The organism is Demequina sp. NBRC 110052 (assembly GCF_002090075.1).
In the GTDB taxonomy this organism is placed as follows: domain Bacteria; phylum Actinomycetota; class Actinomycetes; order Actinomycetales; family Demequinaceae; genus Demequina.
The window spans coordinates 199376-222490 of sequence record NZ_BBRI01000002.1 but is presented as its reverse complement, the minus strand read 5'-3'; the positions used below and the strand labels follow the sequence as shown (position 1 = coordinate 222490).

Annotated in this window: 21 protein-coding genes; 8 read left to right on the top strand and 13 right to left on the bottom strand. The window is 69.5% G+C overall.

All coding sequences use genetic code 11. From position 1 onward, the window contains the following. The first annotated feature begins 11 nt into the window (after positions 1-11). Genes tatC through B7K21_RS01030 form a run of 5 tightly spaced genes read left to right on the top strand, consistent with a single transcriptional unit; the run spans position 12 to position 6745 of the window. Positions 12-764 carry a twin-arginine translocase subunit TatC gene (gene tatC / locus B7K21_RS01050; RefSeq protein WP_084073085.1) on the top strand — a complete coding sequence of 251 codons (753 nt, stop codon included), beginning with the start codon at positions 12-14 and terminating at the stop codon, positions 762-764. Further along, entirely contained in the window at positions 761-1693 is a 933-nt protein-coding gene (locus B7K21_RS01045; protein ID WP_084073084.1) for a diacylglycerol kinase family protein, read from the top strand. The genes tatC and B7K21_RS01045 overlap by 4 nt, the downstream gene beginning before the upstream one ends. Positions 1694-1703: 10 nt before the next feature. Next, a complete protein-coding gene (locus tag B7K21_RS01040) occupies positions 1704-4451 on the top strand; it encodes an RNA helicase (RefSeq protein ID WP_084073083.1) in 2748 nt (915 codons plus the stop codon). A 24-nt stretch (positions 4452-4475) separates the two neighbouring features. After that, on the top strand, positions 4476-6005 hold the full coding sequence (gene lnt / locus B7K21_RS01035) for an apolipoprotein N-acyltransferase (RefSeq protein WP_144016007.1): 1530 nt from the start codon (positions 4476-4478) through the stop codon (positions 6003-6005). After that, positions 6002-6745, top strand: a complete 744-nt coding sequence (locus B7K21_RS01030; RefSeq protein ID WP_084073081.1) for a polyprenol monophosphomannose synthase — start codon at positions 6002-6004, stop codon at positions 6743-6745. Before lnt ends, B7K21_RS01030 begins: the two co-directional genes overlap by 4 nt. Before the next feature lie 104 nt (positions 6746-6849). Here B7K21_RS01030 and B7K21_RS01025 read toward each other — a convergent pair whose 3' ends face one another. Beyond that, a complete protein-coding gene (locus B7K21_RS01025; protein WP_084073080.1) occupies positions 6850-7188 on the bottom strand; it encodes an RNA polymerase-binding protein RbpA in 339 nt (112 codons plus the stop codon). A gap of 53 nt (positions 7189-7241) precedes the next feature. Continuing rightward, a complete protein-coding gene (locus B7K21_RS01020; protein WP_084073079.1) occupies positions 7242-8153 on the bottom strand; it encodes an EamA family transporter in 912 nt (303 codons plus the stop codon). A gap of 91 nt (positions 8154-8244) precedes the next feature. Here B7K21_RS01020 and B7K21_RS01015 point away from each other — a divergent pair, with 91 nt between their 5' ends. Beyond that, positions 8245-8766 (top strand): MarR family winged helix-turn-helix transcriptional regulator, encoded by a 522-nt coding sequence (locus B7K21_RS01015; RefSeq protein WP_084073078.1) that lies wholly within the window; start codon positions 8245-8247, stop codon positions 8764-8766. Positions 8767-8823: 57 nt separating this feature from the next. Here the strand turns inward: B7K21_RS01015 and B7K21_RS01010 are convergent, their stop codons facing one another. The 10 genes from B7K21_RS01010 to B7K21_RS00965 all read right to left on the bottom strand — a co-directional run bounded on the left by B7K21_RS01010 (position 8824) and on the right by B7K21_RS00965 (position 18043). Continuing rightward, positions 8824-9186 carry a hypothetical protein gene (locus B7K21_RS01010; RefSeq protein WP_084073077.1) on the bottom strand — a complete coding sequence of 121 codons (363 nt, stop codon included), beginning with the start codon at positions 9184-9186 and terminating at the stop codon, positions 8824-8826. Positions 9187-9273: 87 nt separating this feature from the next. Next, positions 9274-10521 carry an alpha/beta hydrolase-fold protein gene (locus B7K21_RS01005; RefSeq protein WP_084073076.1) on the bottom strand — a complete coding sequence of 416 codons (1248 nt, stop codon included), beginning with the start codon at positions 10519-10521 and terminating at the stop codon, positions 9274-9276. A 94-nt stretch (positions 10522-10615) separates the two neighbouring features. Continuing rightward, entirely contained in the window at positions 10616-11113 is a 498-nt protein-coding gene (locus B7K21_RS01000; protein WP_159448370.1) for a flavodoxin domain-containing protein, read from the bottom strand. Positions 11114-11285: 172 nt separating this feature from the next. Next, on the bottom strand, positions 11286-14762 hold the full coding sequence (locus B7K21_RS00995) for a pyruvate carboxylase (protein WP_084073074.1): 3477 nt from the start codon (positions 14760-14762) through the stop codon (positions 11286-11288). Positions 14763-14874: 112 nt separating this feature from the next. After that, positions 14875-15450, bottom strand: a complete 576-nt coding sequence (locus B7K21_RS00990) for a MerR family transcriptional regulator (RefSeq protein ID WP_084073073.1) — start codon at positions 15448-15450, stop codon at positions 14875-14877. A 116-nt stretch (positions 15451-15566) separates the two neighbouring features. Further along, positions 15567-16316, bottom strand: coding sequence for a MerR family transcriptional regulator (locus B7K21_RS00985; RefSeq protein ID WP_084073072.1), 750 nt, complete (start codon positions 16314-16316; stop codon positions 15567-15569). 3 nt (positions 16317-16319) lie between these two features. Continuing rightward, on the bottom strand, positions 16320-16745 hold the full coding sequence (locus B7K21_RS00980; RefSeq protein WP_084073071.1) for an FHA domain-containing protein: 426 nt from the start codon (positions 16743-16745) through the stop codon (positions 16320-16322). 30 nt (positions 16746-16775) lie between these two features. Beyond that, positions 16776-17357 (bottom strand): CDP-alcohol phosphatidyltransferase family protein, encoded by a 582-nt coding sequence (locus tag B7K21_RS00975; protein WP_234989122.1) that lies wholly within the window; start codon positions 17355-17357, stop codon positions 16776-16778. A 28-nt stretch (positions 17358-17385) separates the two neighbouring features. Continuing rightward, positions 17386-17580, bottom strand: coding sequence for a hypothetical protein (locus B7K21_RS00970; RefSeq protein ID WP_084073070.1), 195 nt, complete (start codon positions 17578-17580; stop codon positions 17386-17388). Between the two features lie 37 nt (positions 17581-17617). Beyond that, a complete protein-coding gene (locus B7K21_RS00965; protein ID WP_084073069.1) occupies positions 17618-18043 on the bottom strand; it encodes an arsenate reductase ArsC in 426 nt (141 codons plus the stop codon). A 157-nt stretch (positions 18044-18200) separates the two neighbouring features. Here B7K21_RS00965 and B7K21_RS00960 point away from each other — a divergent pair, with 157 nt between their 5' ends. Then, on the top strand, positions 18201-18659 hold the full coding sequence (locus B7K21_RS00960) for a MarR family winged helix-turn-helix transcriptional regulator (RefSeq protein WP_084073068.1): 459 nt from the start codon (positions 18201-18203) through the stop codon (positions 18657-18659). 11 nt (positions 18660-18670) lie between these two features. Here B7K21_RS00960 and B7K21_RS00955 read toward each other — a convergent pair whose 3' ends face one another. Then, positions 18671-22081, bottom strand: coding sequence for a proline dehydrogenase family protein (locus B7K21_RS00955; RefSeq protein WP_084073067.1), 3411 nt, complete (start codon positions 22079-22081; stop codon positions 18671-18673). 103 nt (positions 22082-22184) lie between these two features. Here B7K21_RS00955 and B7K21_RS00950 point away from each other — a divergent pair, with 103 nt between their 5' ends. Beyond that, on the top strand, positions 22185-23111 hold the full coding sequence (locus tag B7K21_RS00950) for a LysR family transcriptional regulator (protein ID WP_084073066.1): 927 nt from the start codon (positions 22185-22187) through the stop codon (positions 23109-23111). The last annotated feature ends 4 nt before the right edge of the window (positions 23112-23115 follow it).

The following is a 23115-nucleotide window of genomic DNA, read 5'->3' as shown; positions in this document are numbered from 1 at the left end:
CCGACGCGCGCATGCCGCTTAGGGCCCATATCGCGGAACTGCGTCGCCGCGTGCTGCTCGCCTTCGCGGGCATCGCGGTCGGCGCGGTCGTCGGCTGGTTCCTCTACACCCCCGTCTACGAGTTCCTTCAGCAGCCCGTGCTGGATCTCGCCGAGCGCGACGATGCGCTCGTCACGGTGAACTTCGGAGGGCTCGCGAGCGCGCTCGACATGCAGTTGAAGGTGTCGCTCGTGCTCGGCGCGATCCTCACGGCGCCGTGGTGGCTGTACCACCTGTGGGCCTTCGTGGCCCCGGGGCTCAAGGACAGGGAGAAGCGCTACACCTTCGCCTTTCTCGCGGCGGCGGTGCCGCTGTTCTTCGGCGGCGTCGTCTTCGCGGCGTTCATCCTCCCTCAGGCCGTCGACATCCTCGTCGGGTTCACCCCCGACGGCGCAGCGAACGTGCTCGATGCGCAGATGTACCTCACCTTCTCGGTGAGGATGCTCCTCGCGTTCGGGATCGCGTTCGTGTTCCCGGTCGTGATGGTCGCACTCACCTGGATCGGTCTCGTGGGGGCTCGCACGTGGCTGCGCGGCTGGCGGTGGGCCATGATCATCATCGCGCTTGCCGCCGCAGTGCTCACTCCCACGCCGGACGGCGTGATGATGGTGCTGATGGCGTTGCCGATGGTGCTGCTGTACTTCCTCGCGGTCGGCATCGCGGCGCTGCGTCAGGCTGCCGTCAGGCGGCGGCTGCGGCGTGCGGGGGCAGAGGCCGACGCGTGACGCTCGTCGGCATCGTGTCCAACCCGACGTCGGGGTCGGGTCGCGGTCGCGCGTGGGCGGCGCGAGCGTTGACGGACCTGGCGGGCGCAGGGCTGCGCTTGCGGGATCTCTCGGCGGGGTCGTGGGCCGCGTCCTTGGAGGCGGTGCAGGCCCACCGCGACGAGCTCGATGCGCTCGTGGTGATCGGCGGTGACGGCATGGCGCACCTGGGTCTGCAGGCGTGTGCTGAGACAGACCTCCCGCTCGGCATCGTCGCCGCAGGCTCGGGCAACGACATCGCATCGGCGTTCGGCCTCCCGGTCGGCGACATCGAGGCGGCGTGCACGCACGTCGCGCGGGCTCTCGCCATCGGCGACGTGTCCGCCATGGACGTGGGCAGGATCGAGGGCCCGTCCGTTGAGCACCCGTCGCAGCCCCGGTACTTCGCGGCGGTGCTCTCGGCGGGGATCGACGCCGCCGTCGCCGAACGCGCGCGGCGCATGACGTTTCCGCGGGGCTCGCTCAAGTACACCGCCGCAGTGATGGTCGAGCTGCCGCGCTTCCAACCGTACGGCGTCACGGTGCGCGCGGATGGCGAGGAGTGGTCCCAGGAGGCCACGCTCGTCGCGGTGGCCAACGCGCCGTCCTTCGGCGGTGGTCTCAGGATTTCGCCGGGGTCGGATCCGGCCGATGGAATGCTCGAGCTGGTGGTTGCCGAGGGCCTCAGCCGCCGGGAGATCCTCCGTATCTTTCCCCAGCTCCGGGACGGCTCGCACGCGAGCGACCCGAGGATCCGCTTCCGCACGGTGCGCGAAGTCGAGATCGTGGCCCACCATGACGGCGCGCCGCTGCCGCCTGCATCCGCCGACGGTGAGCTTGTCGGCGCCGTACCGATCCAGGTGACCGCCGCGTCGGGCGCGCTGCGCGTGCTGGGTGCCACGCGCCGATAGCCTGGGGAGCATGACCTCCCCGGCCGAGCGCTTCGCAGCCGCGCGTCGACGGGCGCAGCACGCCGACCTCGCCGACTTCGAGCAGACTTTGCCGTTCGCGCTCGACGGCTTCCAGCGTGAGGCATGCGAGGCGGTGTCGGACGGACGGTCGGTGCTCGTCGCGGCCCCGACCGGCGCGGGGAAGACCCTCGTGGGCGAGTTCGCGGTGCGTCACGCCCACGAGCGGGGCCTCAAGGCGTACTACACGACGCCCATCAAGGCGTTGTCGAACCAGAAGTTCCAGGACCTGCGCGAGGTCTATGGGGAGTCTGCGGTGGGGCTCCTGACTGGCGACACGTCCGTCAACCCGCATGCGGACATCGTGGTGATGACCACAGAGGTGCTCCGCAACATGATCTACGCGGGATCGCCGGACCTGGGCCGGCTGGGCACCGTGATCCTCGACGAGGTGCACTACCTCGCCGACCGCTTCCGGGGCTCGGTGTGGGAAGAGGTGATCATCCACCTCAGCGAGTCCACCGCGATCGTCGCGCTGTCGGCGACCGTGTCCAACGCCGAGGAGTTCGGCGCATGGCTCGCGGAGGTCAGGGGAGACACCCGAGTGGTGGTCAGCGAGGTGCGCCCCGTGCCGCTGTGGCCGCACGTGCTGCTGCGCGAGGGCATGTTCGACCTGTACGCCCCTGACGTCGATCCGGTCGAACTGGGTCCGAACCCGCGCCTGAACCCCGAGCTTGAGGCGATCGTCAAACGGCAGGCGCAGATCGACTCGCGCAACCACCCCACGCGCATGAGCTACCGGCCCGCGCGTGGGGGGCGCCGACCCGCAGCGCGGCGCAGCCCGCCCCGCTTCGCCGTCGTCGACCAGCTCGACAGGCAGGGACTGCTGCCGGCGATCGTGTTCGTGTTCTCGCGCGCGGGCTGCGAGGACGCGGTCGATCAGGTCCGCGCCTCAGGCCTGAGCCTCACGACGGATGACGAGCGCGCCGAGATTCGCGCACTCGTAGAGGAGCGCTGCGGGGGCATTCCGGCGGAGGACCTTGGCGCGCTCGGGTATTTGCATTGGCTCGATCACCTCGAAGCCGGCATCGCGGCGCATCACGCGGGCATGATCCCGCTGTTCAAGGAGGTCGTCGAGGAGCTGTTCCGGCGGGGGCTGCTCAAGGTCGTGTACGCGACGGAGACGCTCGCGCTGGGCATCAACATGCCCGCACGTTCGGTGGTGCTCGAGAAGCTCGTGAAGTGGGACGGGCAGGGCCACAAGGACCTCACCGCCGGGGAGTACACCCAACTCACAGGACGGGCGGGGCGGCGCGGCATCGACGTCGAGGGGCACGCCGTGGTCGTCGAGCACCCCGGGCTGGACGTCGCGCAGTTGGCGCGGCTTGTGTCACGCCGCACCTACCCCCTCATCAGCTCGTTCCAGCCCTCCTACAACATGGCGATCAATCTGGTCGGCGCGGTGGGCGCTGCCCGCGCGCGCGAGGTCCTGGAGATGTCCTTCGCGCAGTTCCAGGCCGACCAGTCGGTGGTGGGGCAGGCGCGCCGTGCGCAGGAGCTCGAGCGCACGCTGCAGGGCTTCAAGGAGGCCGTGAGCTGCGATCGCGGCGACTTCCTCGAGTACGCGGGGATGCGCGAGCGGCTCAACCGGATGCAGAAGGGGCGGTCGAAGGCGGCGTCTCGCGAGCGTCGGGAGGCGACCGGTGCCACGCTCGCGGCGCTCACACGCGGCGAGGTGGTGCGCGTCGGGGGCGGACGGCGTGCGGGCTTCGCCGCCGTGATCGCGCCCGACGACAACGAGCGCGCGCCACGCCCGCTCGTGGTCACGGACCAGGGCCGAAGCTTCCGGCTGGCGCTGGCGGAGCTGCACCACGGGCTCGACGTCGTGGGTCGGGTCAAGGTGCCCAAGAACTTCGACCACCGCGACGCCCGGCGGCGGCGGGAGTTGGCACAGGTCATCGAGGGCGCGAAGCCGTCGTTCGCGCGGCCATCGGCGCGCCGCGGCGGCGAGGCCGACGCTCCGGATCGCGAGATCAGTGAGCTGCGGTCGCGCATGGCGTCGCATCCCTGCCACGCGTGCCCGGACCGCGAGGAGCATGCCCGCTGGGCGGAGCGCTACTACCGCACACTGCGCGACAAGGACCGCGTCGTTGGCGAGATCCAGAGAGCGACCGGCTCGATCGCGCGCGTCTTCGACCGCCGATGCCTGGTGCTCGGCGAGCTGGGCTACCTCGAGCAGGACGAGGACGGCTGGGAGGTGACGGAGTCGGGCGCCATGATGCGCACGCTGTACGCCGAGAACGACCTCGTCATCGCCGAGTGCCTCCGCACGGGCGCGTGGAGCGCGCTGCACCCGCCCGCACTCGCCGCCGCCGTCTCGACCCTCTTGTACAACGGCCGTCGTGAGGACGAGCTGCGTCAGCCGCGCGTGCCCGGGGGCCCGCACGGCGTGCTCGGGCGCGCGCTCCAGGAGACGGTTCGCATCTGGTCGCGCGTGAGTGACCTCCAGGAGGAGCACCGTCTCGGCGAGCTTCCCACGCCCGAGTGGGGCATCGTGGGGCCGGTTCACGGATGGGCGCAGGGCAAGAGCCTCGACACCGTGCTGGCAGGCACCGACATCGCCCCCGGTGACATGGTCCGATGGTGCAAGCAGGTGATCGACGCGCTCGACCAGATCGCCGACGTGGCTCCCACCGAGCAGCTTCGCACGCGGGCACTGACCGCCATCGCCGCGATGCGGCGAGGCGTGGTCGCGTACTGACCTCCGCTCCGTAGGCTGGACCGCGTGAGAGGCTTGAGAAACGTCGCCGTGGCCGTCGCATCGGGCCTGCTGATGGCCTTGGCCTTCCCCGACTGGGGCTGGTGGCCGCTCGCGCTGGTCTCGCTCGCGGGCCTGTGGTGGGCGCTCGAGGAGGCAGGAGCGTGGGCGGGACTGGGGCTCGGCTGGCTGTTCGGCATCGCGTTCTTCGCGCCGCACGTGTGGTGGGCGTACGTCGCCACCGATGTGATCCCCTGGGCGGCGCTGTCCGTCGCCGAGGGCCTCGCGTGGGGCATCTTCGGCATGGCGTGGGCGCACGTGCGGCGCGCGGGACTTGCGGGACGGGGCGTGCTCGCCGGTCCGCTGCTGTTCGCGCTTCTGTGGACCGGGGTCGAGGTCGCGCGCTCGTACGTGCCGTTCGGTGGCTTCCCGTGGGGGCGGCTCGGCTTCGCGTTCGTCGACGTGCCGATCGCGCGGCTGGCGTGGGCGGGCGGCGTGCCGCTGGCCGGGTTCGCGATCGTCCTCGTGGGCGCGCTCCTGGGCGTCGGCGTTGAGCGGCTGCGCGAGCGACGGTTCCTCGCGGCCTCGGTGGCGCCGGTCGTCGCGATCGCCATCGTCTTCCTGCCGGGCCTGATCCCGATCGACGCGCGCGCCACCGACGGCGAGCTGTCCGTCGCCGTCATCCAGGGCAACGTACCCAACCGCGGGCTCGACTCGTTCAGCCAGGCGCGCGAGGTGCTCGACAACCATGCGGCTGTCAGCGCGCAGGCTGCCGCGGTGGCAGCAGGCACGGTGGACCTGATGATCTGGCCGGAGAACGCCGCGGACCTGGATCCGCGTACCGACGAGCAGTCGCGCGACACTGTCACGGCAGCCGCGCAGGAGATGGGCGCGCCGCTGCTGCTGGGCACCGTGGACTACACGCCCGAGGACGGTCGGTACAACACGTCCCTGCTGTGGTCGCAGAACGGCACGGTCCTGGACCTGTATCAGAAGCAGCGGCCCGTTCCCTTCGCGGAGTACATCCCCATCCGAGACTTCGCGCGGCTGTTCAGCGAGGACGTGGATCGCGTCTCGGTCGACATGCTCGCGGGCACCGAGCCCGCCGTCATGCAGGTGGGCATCGAGTCGTTGGGTCGCGTCGTCACGCTCGGCACCGTCATCTGCTTCGAGGTCGCCGTGGACGACGTGGTGCGCGAGTCGATCGCGCTCGGCGGCGAGGTGCTGATCGTGCAGACGAACAACGCTACGTTCGGCGACACCGCCGAGAGCACCCAGCAGCTGCAGATGTCGCGCCTCAAGGCGATCGAGACGGGCCGGTACACGATCCAGGACTCGACGGTGGGGGTCTCGGCGATCATCGCTCCGGACGGGCGGGTGCTGCAGCAGACCGGTCTCTTCACGGCCGAGTACATGCTCGCGGACGTCGGACTGCGCACCGAGATCACGCCCGCCGTGAGGTTCGGCGGCTATCTCGAGTGGCTGTTCATGGGCGGCGCGGTCATCGCGCTCGTGAGCGCCGTGAGCCGCCGCATGAGGGCGCGGTACGACTGGTGAGCACGCTCGTCATCATCCCGACCTACAACGAGCGCGAGTCCCTCCCGGTGCAGCTCGCAGGCGTGCGTGAACACGCGCCCGACGTGGACGTGCTGGTCGTCGATGACGGCTCGCCTGACGGGACGGGGGAGTGGGCCGATGAGGCCGCCGCCGGGGACTCTCACGTGCATGTGCTGCATCGCACCGCCAAGGCAGGACTCGGCGCCGCGTATCAGGCGGGATTCGCGTGGGGACTCGAACGCGGTTACGACGTGCTCGTGGAGATGGATGCCGACGGATCGCATCAGGCCCACGAGCTTCCCTCACTGCTCGCGAGAGTGGGGGAGGGAGACCTGGTCATCGGTTCCCGGTGGGTGCCGGGCGGCTCGGTACGGAACTGGCCCACTCATCGCCGGCTGCTCTCCACCGGCGCGAACACGTATGTGAGGCTCGCGCTGGGCATCGGGGTCAAGGACTCGACTGCCGGCTTCCGGGCGTACACGGCCGACATCCTGCGCGCGATCGATCTCCATGACGTCGAGTCCCAGGGATACTGCTTCCAGATCGACATGTGCTGGCACGTACTGCGCGCCGGCGGGACGGTCGTCGAGGTGCCGATCGAGTTCGTCGAGCGCGTCCAGGGAGCGTCCAAGATGAGCGGCGCAATCATCCGTGAGGCGCTGCTCAAGACCACGCTGTGGGGCGCAGGGCATCGTCTCCACCAGCTCGCAGCGCTGTTGCCCGCCCGACGCGCGGACTAGGTTCGCGCTGGAGCCCGCCACGGCGTCGGGCATGTCCCTGGCTTGCCTCAAGAACGACGAAGCGGCGCCCACCTGGTGGTGGACGCCGCTCATGACGATGCGTGTCAGGCGCTGGCGCGCATGCTCCTCAGGTACTCGAGACGCTCCTCCAGGAGCTCCTCGAGCTCGGGGATGGTGCGGCGCTCCAGCAGCATGTCCCAGTGGGTGCGTGCGGCCTTCTCCTCCTTGGGCTCCGGACGGTCGCCGTCGCGCAGCAGCGCGAGCGAGCCGCAATGGCACTCCCACGACAGCGGCACCTCGGCCTCGACGGAGAACGGGAAGGTCAGCACGTGACCGTTGGGGCAGTCGTAGTGAGCATCGCGGCGCTCGGCGAGCTCCGCGTGCTCGGTGGACTCGAGCGACTGGGTTCCCAGTCGCATTCCGCGTAGTGCGCGATCAGCCATGTCAGCCTCCCTCTGGCGCAGGCGGGGGTGGTGCCTGCTCACCTCGGGAACGCTTATCCCAGGGCCTTTGTTCCAGCGGAGGCAGGCGCTCGTTCACCCTCTTCCATCCTGGCAGGCCTCGCGCGCGTCGGCACGGCGACCAGCGCGACGGAGGCGAGCACGACCGCCGCGCCCAGCCACTGCGTCGGGCTCATGGACTCCTTGAGCACTGCCCAGCCCAGGAAGGTCGCGGTGAGAGGCGTGAGGAACACGAGGAGGCTCACACGTGATGCGGGAAGGGCCTGGATGCCGCGGAACCACAGCAGCTGGGCGATCACGGTGCCGGGGATGGCCATCCAGGCATAGCCCGCCACGTTCGCGAGTGTCAGCGCTGCACCTGTGCCCTCGATGGCGAGGGCGAAGGGCAGGAGGATGAGGCCTCCCCAGACCAACTGCCACGCGGTGAACGGCATGAGCCCGACGGGGCGGCCCCAGCGCTTGACGAGGATCACGCCGACGGCGCTTGAGGCTCCGGCACCCACGGCGGCGATCGCACCGAGCGCGTCGAGCTGTGCTGCGGGGCCGAGCACGAGCATGGCGACGCCCACGAGCCCCAGCAGCGCACTGAGCAGCTTGCGGCGGCTGAAGGCCTCGTGGAGGAAGACGGCGGCGAGCGCGGCCACGACCAGCGGGTGCGTGGCGCTGAGGGTGGCTGCCACGCCGCCCGGAAGACGGTACGCGGCGACGAACAGCAAGCCGAAGAACACGCCGATATTGACGGCTCCGAGCACCGCGGAGCGCCACCACCAGATGCCGCGAGGGAGAGCGGGGGAGAGGGCCAGCATGAGGAGGCCTGCGGGAAGGGCGCGCAGCACGGCGGCGGTGAGGGGCTGGTCGGGTGGGAGCAGCGTGGCCGTCACGAGGTACGTGGTGCCCCAGAGGAGTGGAGCGCCCGCCGTGGACGCGAGCATGCGCAGGTCGTTCATGGGTCTCTCAATCTCTTGATATCAAGAGAAACACTGATGTATCTTGATGTCAAGACGATGCAAGGGCCCTGCGGAGGCCGAGGGGAGTCACATGGACGCGGTCGGATCCTTCGTGGAGCAATGGCGCGCCGAGGCGCCGGACATCGATGTCACTCCGATGGCAACGATCGGACGGCTCAACAGGCTCTCGGCGCTGGTGCAGGCACGCATCGACGCCACGTTCGCAGAGCTCGGGCTGCAGTCATGGGAGTTCGATGTGCTCGCCAGCCTCACGCGCCAGGGAGCGCCGTACGCGCTGACGGCCGGAGATCTCGAGCGGCAGATGATGATCACGTCCGGGACGACCACACACCGCATCGGGCGCCTCGAGCAGCGCGGCTATGTCGCGCGCACCAAGGATCCTGAGGATGCGCGGGTCGTGTGGGTCACGCTGACCGACGCGGGCCGCGCGGCGTGCCTCGAAGCGTATCCCGTGCATCTGGACAACGAGCGACGCATTCTGGCATCCATGAGTGACGACGACATCCAGGCGCTCACGCGCGGCCTCACGGCGTTGGCGGAGGCTCTCAGAGATGAGGCGCCGGTTCCGCGGAGACCCCACCCAAGCGCGTGAAAACGCTCCAACCCGTATTGCCGATAATGCACATTATGACATTACGCCGTGTGAGGCCTAGTTCGGAGGCAGCAGCTCCATGGTCGAGCCGTTGCTTCCATCGATCACACTGCGGTCCCCCAGATCGGATGCGAGCACGATGCTCTCAGTGGCGGTCTCGTTCGGGCAGTCGAGCTTGCTCGTCCAGTCGATGCGCACGGTGATCGTCACGGACGTGTCGGTCTCGACGAACTGCACATCACCGTCTCGGCTGCAGTCCACATAGGTGATGGTGAGCTGCTCCGAGGTGGCCTTTCCCTGGACCTCGCTCAACGAGATCGCCGTGGTGCTGTCGGCGCGCGGCAGGAAGTACCAGGCTGCCCAGATCACGGCCGCCAGGGCGACGATCCAGCCGAGCATGTTCCACGATGGGCGTGTCATCTCTGACTCCCTCAACAGGTTGCTTCCCTCAGCATCCGCTCGAAGCATACGGGGCGAATGCCCTACAGTGACGCATTCTGTGGCGGATCACTCAGCGGCGTCGGCGAACGCAACTCGACGAAGGAAGTCATCGAGCTCGCGACGCCACACCTGCCAGGCATGACCTCCGTCCACGTCGAACGATGTGACGGGCAGGCCCTGGGAGGCGAACACGTCCGCGCGCGCCATCGACAGCGCGCCGATGCCCTCAAGGTAATCCTGGCGTCCCGTACCGATGTGGACGCCCTGTACGTGCCCGGCCGCCGCGAGCTGGGAGTCGGTGAGCGGCGCGGGCTCGTTCTCGCCCAAGTCGGCGGCTGCGGACCATAGACCCCACCAATCGAAGAGGGCAGGCTCAGTCCGCAACAGGCTGAGCCCGAGCGCGCCGCCCATGGAGAGGCCACCGAAGGCCCGCCCCTCCCCCGTGGTTGCCACGTTGAACTCCCGCTCGACGAACGGAAGCACGCCTTCGATGAGCTCGTCGCGGTAGTCCGCGTAGAACGCGTCGGTGCCCATCGCAGTCTCGCCAAGGCCGGAGAAGTCGGTGGTGATCGCGACGACGGGCGGGATCGCGCCATCCGCGATCGCGTGATCCAGGAGGTTCGCCGCGGCGCCCTCGCTGAACCACGTGGTCTCGTTGCCGCCCGCGCCGTGCGAGAGCACGAGCAGCGGATACGGCTCGGCGCGGTCAGGGTCGTACCCCGCGGGCACGTACACGCCGAGCGGTCGCTCAGCACCGTCGAGGGCCCCTACGTAGGTGACGAGCGACACCTCTCCCCTGCCCGACCCGGTATCCAGCGGCAGCTCGTAGGTCGCCTCGTACGTGGGGAAGTCGGGGTCGAAGGGCACGTGCACCTGGCTCAGATGCTGGGCGGACGCTGCGGCGGTGCCGGAGAGCACGGGAGGATTCGCGGGGTCCAGAGAGCTCGTGCAGACGAGTGCGATGCTGCACTCCCCTTCCACGAACCCGTACGAGTACGTGCCGACGGGCAGGGCGAAGGAGATCTCCCACACGCCATCCGCGACCTGCGTCAGAGGCACCGGCGGAGCGACCATAAGAGGCATCGCCACGTCCCCGGGCTTCCACTCATCGCCAAGGCGCGCCTCGTGTGACAGGTCCGGACCGATCGCCTCGGGCTGCGTGAAGAAGACATCGCCGACCAGCCCGACGGCCTCTGCCTCGGGTGCCGCGTATCGAAGTGTCACCTCGTAGCCCGAGGGGCCCGTCCCGGTGTGCACGATGGTGGGGCCGAACGAGGCGTCCTCAACTGCGTCGGGCGTGTGCTGCGACGTCACACTGCACGCCGAGGCTGCAACTGCCAGGCATGTTGCTGCGACCAGTGCGACCAGGGGGTGTCGTCGACGGCGCCCGGTCAGCGCGGACGACGGCTCAGGCGAACGCAAGCTCCTCGAGGCGGGTGATGATCCCGGCGGTCCAGTCACGCACGCCCTCGAAGTCGCGGAAGTCGCCGCGGGGCGGGTTCAGCGCGGTGATGAGCGCCTTCTCCCCCACGTTCAGCTTGTCGAAGTCCAGGGCGCCCGGGAAGCGGGCGTGGTCATGTGCGCCCACGAGCGAGGCGAAGCCATCTGACTCGTCGAGCGGTTGGCCCGGCTTCACCACGGTCTCCATGCCGACCGAGAAGAGCCACACGTCCTTGACGCGCAGCTCCTCGACGAACTCGCGGAGCAGGCCCGAGGCGTCACGACGCCACAGACCGCCGTACACCGCCGAGCCGAGGATCACCGCGTCGTAGTAGTGCACGCCCTGCACGTCGCACGCGTCGGAGAAGTCCACGTCGAATCCGCGCTCCGAGATCTGCTCCGCGATGCGCTTGGCGACCTCACGAGTCGCGCCGTACTTGGAGCCGACTGCAACGAGAACCTTCATGGCGATTCCTCCTAGATGACCGTCTGCGACCATCGTGCCTCGCGCGGCGTCATCCTGCGCGGGACAAGGGTCCCGGACACGTCCACTTCTCGAGGCTTCTTCGTTCCGTACCAGGGACGACGCGCGCGTCCATGAGGACCGACGCGCGTCACCCCAAGGTGCGCAACGGCGACTAATCCCCTGCCTCGTCGTCCGACGCGTCGGACGATTCCTCGTCCTCCGCATCGGCTGCCTGGGCGGAGGGCTCGACGACGAGAACCAGGTCCCCGCCCGAGAGCTGCTCGGTGCCGTTCACAGCGATGCGGCTCACGATTCCCGCGACCGTCGTGGTGATGGACGACTCCATCTTCATGGCCTCGATCACCGCGACCGTTTGACCGGCGACCACCTTCGCGCCGAGCTCGACGGAGGCTGTGACGGCGCCCGTGAACGGTGCCGGCACATGCCCGGGGTTGTTCTTGTCGGCGCGCTCGCGCGAGGTGACCTCGACCTTGACGGACTCGTCGCGGATCTGGATGGGCCGCATCGTGCCGTTGTAGCCGAAGATGGCGGTGCGCTCACCGTGCTCGTCGGGCTCGCCTAGCGCCTCGAGCTGGATGATCATGCGTACGCCGTCGCTGATGTCGACATTCGCCTCCTCGCCTGAGCCCACCGTGAGCCCGTAGAGGTAGTGATACGTGTCGATCACCGAGATGTCGCCGTACGTGTCGATCGCGACGTCGAAGTCCTTGGCCGGTCCAGGGAAGAGCAGGTGGTTCAGCCTCCGCTGACGGTCCTCACCCGAGTACTTGAGGAGAGTGCGGTCCTCTTCGGTCAGCTCGGCAACGCGGTTCTTGATCTCCCGGCCCTCGAGCGCCTTGGTGCGGAACGGCTCGGGCCAGCCGCCGGGCGGGTCGCCAAGCTCGCCGGAGAGGAACCCGATCACCGAGTCTGGCACGTCGTACGAGCCAGGGTTCTCCGCGAAGTCAGCGGGGTCGGCATCGTTCGCGACCAGGTGCAACGCGAGATCCCCGACGACCTTCGACGAGGGCGTGACCTTAACCAGGTGGCCCAGGATGCGGTCCGCGGCGGCGTACATGTCCTCGATCTGCTCGAAACGATCTGCGAGACCCAGCGAGATCGCCTGCTGGCGCAGGTTCGAGAGCTGGCCGCCCGGAATCTCGTGGCGATAGACGCGGCCCGTGGGCCCCGGCAGTCCGGACTCGAATGGCGCGTACAGCTTGCGCACCGCCTCCCAGTACGGCTCGAGGTCCTGCGCGGCGGCCAGGTCGATGCCGGTGTCGCGCGTGGTGTGCTCAAGTGCGGCCACGAGAGCTGACATGGGCGGCTGGGAGGTGGTGCCAGCCATCGCGGCGTTCGCCACGTCGACGGCGTCCACGCCGGCCTCGGCGGCAGCGAGGAGCGTGCCGATCTGGCCGCCCGCCGTGTCGTGCGTGTGCAGGTGCACGGGCAGGTCGAAGCGCTGACGCAACGCATCCACGAGCGTGTAGGCCGCCGCGGGACGCAGCAGACCCGCCATGTCCTTGATGGCGAGGATGTGCGCGCCCGCCTCGACCAGCTCGTCCGCCAGCTTGAGGTAGTAATCGAGCGTGTACAGCTTCTCGTCGGGGTCGATCATGTTGGACGTGTAGCAGAGCGTCGCCTCGGCCACTGCCTGGCCGGTGCCGCGCACGGCCTCGATCGCTGGACGCATCTGGTCCACGTCGTTGAGCGCGTCGAAGATGCGGAAGATGTCGATGCCGACCTCGGTCGCCTCCTCGACGAACGCGTGCGCCACCTCGTCCGGGTACGGCGTGTAGCCGACGGTGTTGCGGCCGCGCAGCAGCATCTGCAGGGCGATGTTCGGCATGGCCTCGCGCAGCCGCGCGAGCCTCAGCCACGGGTCCTCAGACAGGAAGCGCATCGCCACGTCATACGTCGCGCCGCCCCAGCACTCGACCGAGAACAGGTTCGGCGTCATGCGTGCTGTGTGCCCGGCCACGGCGAGCAGGTCGTAGGTACGCACGCGCGTCGCGAGCAGCGACTGGTGCGCGTCGCGCATCGTGGTCTCGGTCACGGCGAGTGCCTCCTGCTCGCGCAGGTGGCGGGCGAAGCCCTCCGGGCCCTTCTCGAGCAGCAGCTGACGGGTGCCGTCAGGCGCGGGCGCATCGAGGTCGATGGTGGGCAGCTTGTCCCCCGGGCGCAGCACGACGTCGCCGTGCTCGCCGTTGGGCTTGTTGACCGAGACATGACCAAGGAACTGCAGAATCTTGGTAGAACGCGCGGACGATTCCCCGACGTCCAGCAGGTATGGGCGCTGGTCGATGAACGCGGTCGTGACGCCGCCCTTGCGGAAGTCGGGGTCGTCGAGCACGGCGCGCAGGAAGCGGATGTTGTTGGTGACGCCGCGGATGCGGAACTCGGCGAGCGCACGTGAGGCGCGGCGCGCTGCGGTGTCGAAGTCGCGACCGCGGCAGATGAGCTTCACGAGCATCGAGTCGAAGTGGCCGAGGATGCGGTTGCCCGCGAGGCCCGTGGCGCCATCGAGTCGGACGCCGGCGCCGCCGGGCGAACGGTAGGCGACGATGCGACCCGTGTCGGGGAGGAAGCCGTTGGTGGGGTCCTCGGTGGTGATGCGCGTCTGGATGGCGAAGCCGCGGACCTCGATCTCGTCCTGGCGGATGCCGATCTGCTCGAGCGTCTCTCCGGAGGCGATGCGCATCTGCGCGCTCACGAGGTCGATGTCCGTGACCTCCTCGGTCACGGTGTGCTCGACCTGGATGCGCGGGTTCATCTCAATGAACACGTGCTCGCCCGCGCGCTCGCCCTCGGTGGCGACGAGGAACTCGACGGTGCCTGCGTTCACGTAGCCGAGGCTCTTCGCGAACTTGACGGCGTCCTCGCACAGCGCGTCCCTGATCGCCGGGTCGAGGTTCGGGGCTGGCGCGATCTCCACGACCTTCTGGTGGCGGCGCTGCACCGAGCAGTCGCGCTCGTACAGGTGGACGACGTTGCCCTCGCCGTCGGCAAGGATCTGCACCTCGATGTGGCGCGGCCCGAGCACGGCCTGCTCGAGGAACACCGTCGCGTCGCCGAACGCGTTCTTCGCCTCGCGCATCGCGGAAGCGAGCGCCTCGGGGAGCTGCTCACGGGTCTCGACCCGGCGCATGCCTCGACCGCCGCCGCCGGCGACGGCCTTGACGAAGATCGGGAAGCCGATCTTGTCCGCCTCGTCGATGAGCCAGTCGACGTCCTCGGACGGCTCAGACGAGGCGAGCACGGGCACTCCGGCCTCGCGCGCGGCCTTGAGGGCGGCGACCTTGTCGCCGGCCTTCGCGAGCACCTCGGGCGGCGGTCCGATGAAGGTGATTCCAGCCTCGCCGACGCGGCGCGCGAACTCGACGTTCTCCGACAGGAAGCCGTATCCGGGGTAGATGGCGTCCGCACCGGCGTGCTTGGCCACGCGGATCATCTCGTCGACGTCCAGATAGGCCTTGACCGGCTCGCCGATCGTGCCGATCTCGTATGCCTCATCCGCCTTCAGGCGGTGCTCGGACATGCGGTCCTCATGGGGGAAGACCGCGACGTGCTTGGCCCCGAGCTCGTAGGCGGCGCGGAAGGCGCGCACGGCGATCTCAGCGCGGTTTGCGACGAGCACCTTGGAGAACATTGACTTCCCTTCGACGGTGTCTTTATCTTGCCAGGTTTGCAGGGTAGGCGACAGCACGTCGAAAGTGCGAACTCATAGGGCCTTGGGCCCAGGAAGCGGCCGCGAAGAGCCGTCAGCCTGCCTGCGTGCGGCGCGCGCGCCGGGCGGCGAGCTCGTCCACGACGTCAGGGTCCGCGACGGGGCCCTCGCCGCGATCAGCGGGCAGCGCGGCGAGCGAGCCCTCGAGCTCGCGCCATACTTTGCCGAGGGCGATCCCGAAGACGCCCTGTCCGCCCTGGACGAGGTCGATGACCTCATCGTCCGAGGTGCACTCGTACACGGAAGCGCCGTCGGACATGAGGGTGATGCGAGACAGATCCTCGACGCCGCGGTCGCGCAGGTGCTGCACGGCGATGCGGATCTGCTGCAGCGAGACGCCTGAGTCGAGCAGGCGCTTGACGACGCGCAGCACGAGGATGTCGCGGAAGCCGTAGAGGCGCTGGGTGCCCGAGCCGGTCGCCGTGCGCACGGTGGGCTCCACCAGGCCGGTGCGGGCCCAGTAGTCGAGCTGGCGGTACGTGATGCCTGCGGCCTTGCACGCGATCGGCCCGCGGTAGCCGGCGTCCTCGTCGAGCTCTGCCATGCCGTCGGCGAAGAGGACGCCCTGGTCCACGACGACGGGGGTCCTGCGGCTGATGTCCTCCGCCATGATTCCCTCCCCCGGGTTCAACCTTTGGTTCAACGTTAGGGCCTTGATGCCCGGATCGCCGTGACATCCGAGTCTCACGCTACCGCGTGTCGCGTCGCATGGGGCCGATGCCCTGTCTATCGGCGTACGGACCCTCGTACACAAGCCGCGAACAGCCCGATCGCGGCCTCGGAGAGGGCCTCTTCCCGCGCGTCGGCACCTTCTCCGTCCCCCCGTGCCCTTCGGGGCGCCGCGGCCGATTCGGCGAGCTCCGCCTCGCGGTGCGCGGCCCGGACGAGGCCTCGTAGTGTGCGCACGTCTCCCCCGGCGCTCAGGTACGCGCCCACCGCTGCGATCGCGGTCACTGCGTCTCGATCGAAGCCTGCCGGGGTCGTCTGCGAGATCACGCCCGCCTCCACCGCCGCGGACACGACCTCGGGTTCCACCCCCGCTGAGGTCGCGAGTGCTTCAGCGGAGAGGTACGCGGGCGCGTCGTCGTCGTCGAGCACACGCGGGGCGACCGCCTCGTGCATCGTGCCCGCGTCGAGCGCCGCGAGGTGTTCCGCGATGACGGCGAGCGGACGGTAATGGTCGCGCTGCTGCCGGAGCACGAAGCGCACGCGCTCGACATCTGCGGGTGAGTACTGCCGGTAGCCCGAGGCGGTGCGCACCGGGCTGACGAGTCCCTGAGAGTCAAGGAATCGCAGCTTCGAGGGTGTGAGCGCGGGGAACTCCGTCTGCACGAGTCGGAGCACGTCGGACACGCGGAGCAGCGGATCGTGCGACAGCCGGTGCGGCCAGGTGCCCTCCGTGGGCGTCGGCTCCGCCCCGGCGTGGTGCGCCGCGGCGCGCTCGAGGCGCGAGGCGGCGGAGGGCAGCGAGACCATGCTCTACGCGCGGTGCCCGGGATAGAACGTGAGGCGGTACTTGCCGATCTGAACCTCGTCCCCCTCGTGGAGCACCGCCTTCGAGGTGGGCTCGCGGTTGACGTACGTGCCGTTGAGCGATCCTGCGTCCTCGACGCTGAACTGCGTGCCCTCGCGCACGAAGCGCGCGTGCTCGCGGCTGACCGTGACGTCGTCGAGGAAGATGTCTCCGGAGACGGAGCGGCCGGCCGTGGTCACGTCCACGTCGAGCAGGAAGCGGGCGCCTGCGTTGGGGCCGTGGTGCACGATCAGCAGCGCGTGGTCGTCCGCAAGCGCGTCGACGGCGGCCTGGTCCTGCGGGGACAGGCGGTAGGGGCCCGTCTCGTCGACCTGCGGGATCGCGGAGCCCAGAGACATCGTCCGCTCGACGGGACTCTCGTCGTAGGTCATCTCGCCTCCAGTATCGGTGGTGGAACCATCCTATGCGTCGCCGGGCTCGGGAACGGAAGGGGCGCGCCCGTCGGATCTTCTCGCGACGTCCCGGACGTATCCGAGTCCCGCGAGCCAGTACAGCACCGCCGCGAGCCACGCGCCCACGATGGCGAGCGTGTGGACGGCGTCCCACCGTGCGAACGCGAGGAACGCGAGGGGCAGGAAGAGGTACAGCGCGGCCGTCGCCGCCTTGCCGAGGAACGTCACCTGGGGCGACTCGATGCCTCGGGAGCGGCCGATGACCAGCGCCACGCCCACGACCACGTCCCGCGCGAGGAGCACGGCCACGAGGATCCACGGCACGATGCCCCGAATGCCGAGCCCCAGCACGACCACGACGGTGAGCATGCGGTCCGCGGCGGGATCGAGGATGCGGCCCAGCGCTGTCACCTGGTTCCAGCGGCGCGCGAGGTACCCGTCGAGGAAATCGCTGATGCCGGCGAGTGCGAGAGCGGCGATAGCCCAACCGTCCTGACCGATGACGAGCGTCCAGCCGAATACGCCGATGAGCGCGATCCGCAGCATGCTGATCGCATTGGGCACGGTCCAGATGTCGCGGGTGGGCTCCACGCCGCCCGAGTCTACGGCCAGCGCGCGGTCAGTCCTCGCGCTTGTCAGCCATCACCTTGTCGACCGTCTCGGCTGCGACGCGTGAGGCGTCCTCCTCGGAGGCGCCTCGCGCGATCTCGCGCGCCTTGATCTGCTCGTAGTGGTAGCGGCGGGTCTCAGTGGCGTTGCCGTCCATGGCGGTGGCCTCCTTCGCGACGTCGGTCGGGATGGACGCTTCCAGCATAGGCCCGATGCGGCGGTCGGCGCAGGGTGAGGTTCGCCTAGTGCGAAGGCAGCGGCAGCGGCTCGAGATCCCAGGTGCGGAGGAGCTCCTCGATGTTCGTGCGGATCTGGTCGCGGATGGGCCGGACGGCCTCGATCCCCTGACCCGCCGGGTCGTCGAGCACCCAGTCCAGGTAGATCTTCCCCGGGAAGTACGGGCAGGTATCGCCGCAGCCCATCGTCACCACGACGTCGGACGCCTTCACGGCGTCGTCGGTGAGCACCTTGGGCTGCTGGCCCAGGATGTCGATGCCGAGCTCGGCCATCGCCTCGACGGCGACGGGATTGATCTGGTCCTTGGGGGCGGTGCCTGCGGAGCGGACCTCGACACGGTCGCCGCCGAGGGCGCGGAGGAAGCCCGCGGCCATCTGGCTGCGGCCGGCGTTGTGCACGCATACGAACAGGGCGGAGTGCTTGTCGGTCATGACTCGCAGTCTAGTGATAGATCAATGCGCATTGAGGCAAATTCGGCCCTGTTCACCGAGTGTTCACCACGCCTGGTGAGGCTCCGCGGCAGCGTGTGCATGGGTGCGTGCGCAAGGTCCCGGGTGCGATGTGGCGAGGAGGGCTAGCGTGAGCCACATGAGTGACACGTCGCTGAGCGAGCGCGAATGGGCGCTGTGGCGTTCGTTCGCGCTGATGTCCCGGCAGCTGTGGAACCGGGTCGAGCAGCGCCTGCAGGCGCAGGCGGGCATCTCCGCCGCCGACTTCGAGATCCTGCACGCGCTGTCCACTGCTCCGGACCGGCGTGCGCGCGTGGGAGCGCTCGGCGAGATGCTCGTGTGGGAGAAGTCCCGCATCTCCCACCAGGTCAGCCGCATGGAGCGCCGCGGAATGGTCGCGCGAGTCGAGTGCGCTGAGGACCTGCGCGGCACGTGGGTTGCCCTCACCGACGAGGGTGAGCGGCTGCTCGAACCCGCTCTCGAGGTGTTCGCCGCCGCGATCCGCGAGGCCTACCTCGATCGCCTGTCTCCCGACATCGCCCCGCAGTTCGCGGCGACCATGATGCGCGTCGTCATGGCGACGGACCCGACCGCCTGACGGTTCCCGCGCTACCTCGAGGATGGCGCCTGGATCTCAGTCACCACGTCCGACGCGCCCGTGAACGGCGTGCCGAAGCGGTGCATAGTGACGGACACCGCCTGCTCACGCAGGTATGGGGTGAGCTCGACGTGGGGCGACGCGGTGACGGGGTGATCGAACACGGCGACCTGAGGGCCGCCGACCAGTCGGCCCACCGCACGCACGCGGGTGCCGTCGTGGGCCGAGGCTCGTAGCAGGCACATCGCGTCGTCCTCGAGGCGCAGCTCGATGTCCAGTTCGTCGAGTGCGAGGGCCAGGGCGCCAGGAAGAGGCACGGGTGCGCTCACGACGCCCTCTCCCCCGGTGACGAAGTGCGCGGCACAGGCGCGGATGAGCCCGTCCACTGGGGCCTCACCATCCCAGCGAATGTCCACCTCGGCAGGCCTGTAGCGCAGCAGGTTCGCCTCGCTCGCGAGTCCCGTGCGGTCGATCGCCCGCCCGTACTGCTCGTCCCACGCCCTCTCGTCCGCGGCGACCGCGCTGCGCACCCACGCGGGCGCCTGAGCGCGGTCGAGGAAGGCACGCAGGCGCGGCGAGCGAGGCTCGGCTGCGGCGATCTCAGTGCGCTCCCAGTCGACGAGCGCCGAGAGGTAGTGCGGCCCGCCCGCCTTGAACGTCGGCCCGACCACCGAGCGCTTCCACCCGCCGAAGGGCTGCCGCTGCACGATCGCGCCGGTGATGCCCCGGTTCACGTAGAGATTGCCCGCCTCCACCTGGTCCAGCCAGTGGGCGATCTCCACAGGATCGAGCGAGTGGATACCCGCCGTTAGTCCGTAGGGAACCGCATTCTGCAGGCGGATCGCATCCTCGAGCGAGGCGACCGACATCACTGACAGCACCGGACCGAAGCACTCGGTGAGGTGGAAGAACGAACCCGGGCGCGTGCCGGCCTTGAGTGCTGGTGTCCACGCGCTCCCCTCGGTGTCGAGGCGGTGAGGTTCGACGATCCAGCGCTCGCCGGGCTCGAGCGTCGTCAGCGCGCGCTCGAGCTTTCCCTGTGCGGGTTCGATGAGCGGACCCATCTGCGTGAGCGCCGATGTCGCCGGGCCGGCGACGACGGAGCGCACCGCATCCTCAAGCTGGCTGAGGAACCGGCGGGATGTGGCCACCGACCCGACGGCGATCACGAGCGAGGCGGCCGAACACTTCTGGCCCGCGTGCCCATACGCGGAGGCCACGATGTCACGCACCGCGAGGTCCAGATCAGCGGACGGTGTCACCACGATGGCGTTCTTGCCGCTGGTCTCGGCGAACAGGCGCAACGCCGGACGCGCGCGCAGGAACCGTTCCGCGGTGTCGTAAGCGCCAGTGAGGATGACCTGATCGATGCGGGGATCGCTCAGCAGCGCGTCTCCCAGTTGCTCGGGGTCGAGGTCGATCAGGCACAGTGCCCCGTGCGGTACGCCCGCTTCCCACAGGATCTCGGCCACCACCGCACCGCAGCGGCGCGACTGCTCAGCGGGCTTCAGCACGACGGCGCTGCCCGTCGCCAGTGCAGCCAGCGTGGAACCGGTGGGGATCGCCACAGGGAAGTTCCACGGCGGCGTCACGAGGGTGACTCCGCGGGGCACCGGGCGGGCGCCCTCCCAGTTCTCGAGCTCCTCGGCGCGGTCCGCGTAGTAGCGCGCGAAGTCGATCGCCTCGGAGACCTCCGGATCGGCCTGATCCACCGTCTTGCCGGCCTCGGCCATCATGACCTCGATGAGGTCCGACCTGCGTTCTTCCAGCCGCCGTGCGACAGCGCGCAGCACCTCGGCGCGTGCATGCGCGCCGACCGCCGCCCACGACGGAGCCGCGGCCGCCGCGTCGCCGATCGTGCGAGCGACTTGCTCGACAGTGTCGACATGCGCGCCGGCGAGGACGCCGAGTCCCAGCGACGAGCCGTGCGCGCGCTCGCGAATGCTCGCGGCCCACGCGCGGTGCGCTGCCACGGCGGGATCCACGTCGGGAGTGTTGGCGAAGCGCTCGCCAGGCGCGTCGGCGTCGGAAGATCCGGTTGCGCGGTGGGTCCGCACGTAACTCTCGCGAGCAAGCTCCCAGGAGGCGCGGAACCGCTGCTCCTCCCGCGCGAACACGGCAGGGTCCGCATCGATCTCATACAGCGACGACATGAAGTTCTCGCGGCTGCCCACCTCCTCGAGCCGACGCACGAGGTAAGCGAGTGCGACGTCGAACTCCTGCGGGTGGACCACGGGCGTGTACAGGCGCAGCGAGCCCACGTCATCGGCGACGGCGGCGGCGACGTGCTCGCCCATCCCCAGCAGCATCTCGAAGTCCACCGCGTCGCGCACGCCACGGTCGCGCGAGGTCAGGTGCGCGTGCGCGATGTCGAACAGGTTGTGCCCCGCGATACCGACGCGGACCGATCGCGTGCGCTCGGGCGTGAGCGCGTAGTCGATGAGCCTCTTGTAGTGCGCGTCGGACTCGACCTTCGAGCTCCAGGTCGCCAGAGGCCAGCCGTGGAGCTCGGCGTCCACGCGCTCCATCGAGAGGTTCGCGCCCTTGACGAGCCGCACCTTGATCGGTGCGCCACCCCTGGCAGTGCGGGCCGCTGCCCACGACTGAAGGCGCTCCATGGCGTCCATCGCATCGGGCAGATAGGCCTGGAGCACAATGCCGGCGGTCAGGTGATGAAGTGCGTCGTCCTCGAGGAGTCGCGTGAACACCTCCACGGTGAGATCGAGATCGCGGTACTCCTCCATGTCGAGGTTGATGAACGATGCGTCGTCGGCAACCGCGGCGAGGAACAAGGGCCGGAGCGTGTGCACGATGTGCTCGACGGCCTCGTCGAAGCCCCACGGATTGTGCGGCGCGATCGTGGACGAGACCTTGAGCGACACGTAGTCCACGTCGTCGCGGGCCAGCAGGTCGGCCGTGCGCGCGAGCCTGCGCGCCGCCTCCTCCCGGCCCAGCACGGCCTCGCCCAAGAGGTTCACGTTGAGGCGGTGTCCTTGATCACGCAGGCGCGCGAGGGCCCCCGTGAGGCGACGCGGCGTCGCGTCGACGACGAGGTGGGACACCATGAGGCGCACGGTGCGGCGCGCGATGCCCACCACGAGGCCCGGCGCGACGTGAGAGGCCACCGCGCCCACGACGAGCAGGGCGCGCTGGTAGATCGGCAGGAACCGCGTGTCCCTCGCGGCCATCGCGCGGAAGCTGCGGGCGGCGACGCGGGAGTCCTCAGGGCGAATGACGCCGTCCACGAACTGCGTCAGGAACGGCAGGCCGTCCTCGTGTGCAAGCAGGCCAGCGAGCAGGCGGGCCGAGCCCTTCACCGGGTGGCGCCTCGACTCGCGCAGCCAGTGGCGCACAAGCGCCACGACCTCGTCTTGGTCGTGGCTGGTCGCGGGGCTCGTCGGCATGCTCGTCGTCTCCACCATCAGCATCCTCCCAAGTGGCGTTGAGGCAAGTGTGGGCGAACTCGCGCATGAGCACTAGTACACGTTCCTGCACGGAAAGCATGAGGGATGCTTAACTGTTGGCATGCTCGACGTGACGCGATTGGCAATGCTGCGCGAATTCGCCATGCGCGGCACCATCGCGGCGGCCGCCGAGGCGATGGGCTACACGCCCTCGGCAGTCTCGCAGCAGATCTCCGCGCTTGAGCGCGAGGCCGGGGTTCGCCTCACGCGACGCAGTGGCCGCCGGCTCACGCTCACCCCTCCGGGTCAGCGACTGGTCGAGCATGCGGGACGAGTCCTCGCCGCGCTCGACGCGGCGGAGGCCGATCTGCACGACGCCGACGCGCCGCTCACCGGCACCGTCAGGGTTGCCGTCTTTCAGTCGGCCGCCCTGGCGATCGTGCCTCCCGCGCTGCGTGCCCTGGCGCGCCAGCATCCCGCGCTGCGGGTCCACGTGCTCCAGTCAGAGCCGGGAGCTGCGCTCGCCGACGTGTGGGCGCGCGATGTGGACCTGGTGGTGGCCGAGGAGTATCCGCACCACTCCGCGCCCCACTACGCCGGAATGAGCCGACGGGCGCTCGTGCGCGACGAGATCCGCCTCTGCGTCGCCGGGCAGTGGGCGGACGCGACGTCGCTGAGCGACGTGGCCGCAGCCCCGTGGGTAATGGAGCCCGCAGGAACCGCCACGCGCCACTTCGCCGAGCAGGCGTGTCGGAACGCGGGCTTCGAGCCCGACGTGCGGGTCGAGTCCGCGGACCTGCAGGCGCACGTGCGTCTCATCGAGTCCGGGCTCGTGGTCGGTCTGCTTCCGGGCCTCATGTGGGGCGTGGAGGGGCTGCAACTGATCGCGCACCCGCTCGCCGTGCAGGCGTGGCGCACCGTGTTCTCGGCGGCGCGCGACTCTGCTGGCGCGGACCCTGCGATCGCGGCAGTGCGCGACGCCCTCGAGAGTGCCGCGTCGGACCTCGGCCCCGAAGTCGGAGCCGAGCCGCTCACCGGATCCCGCTAGACGA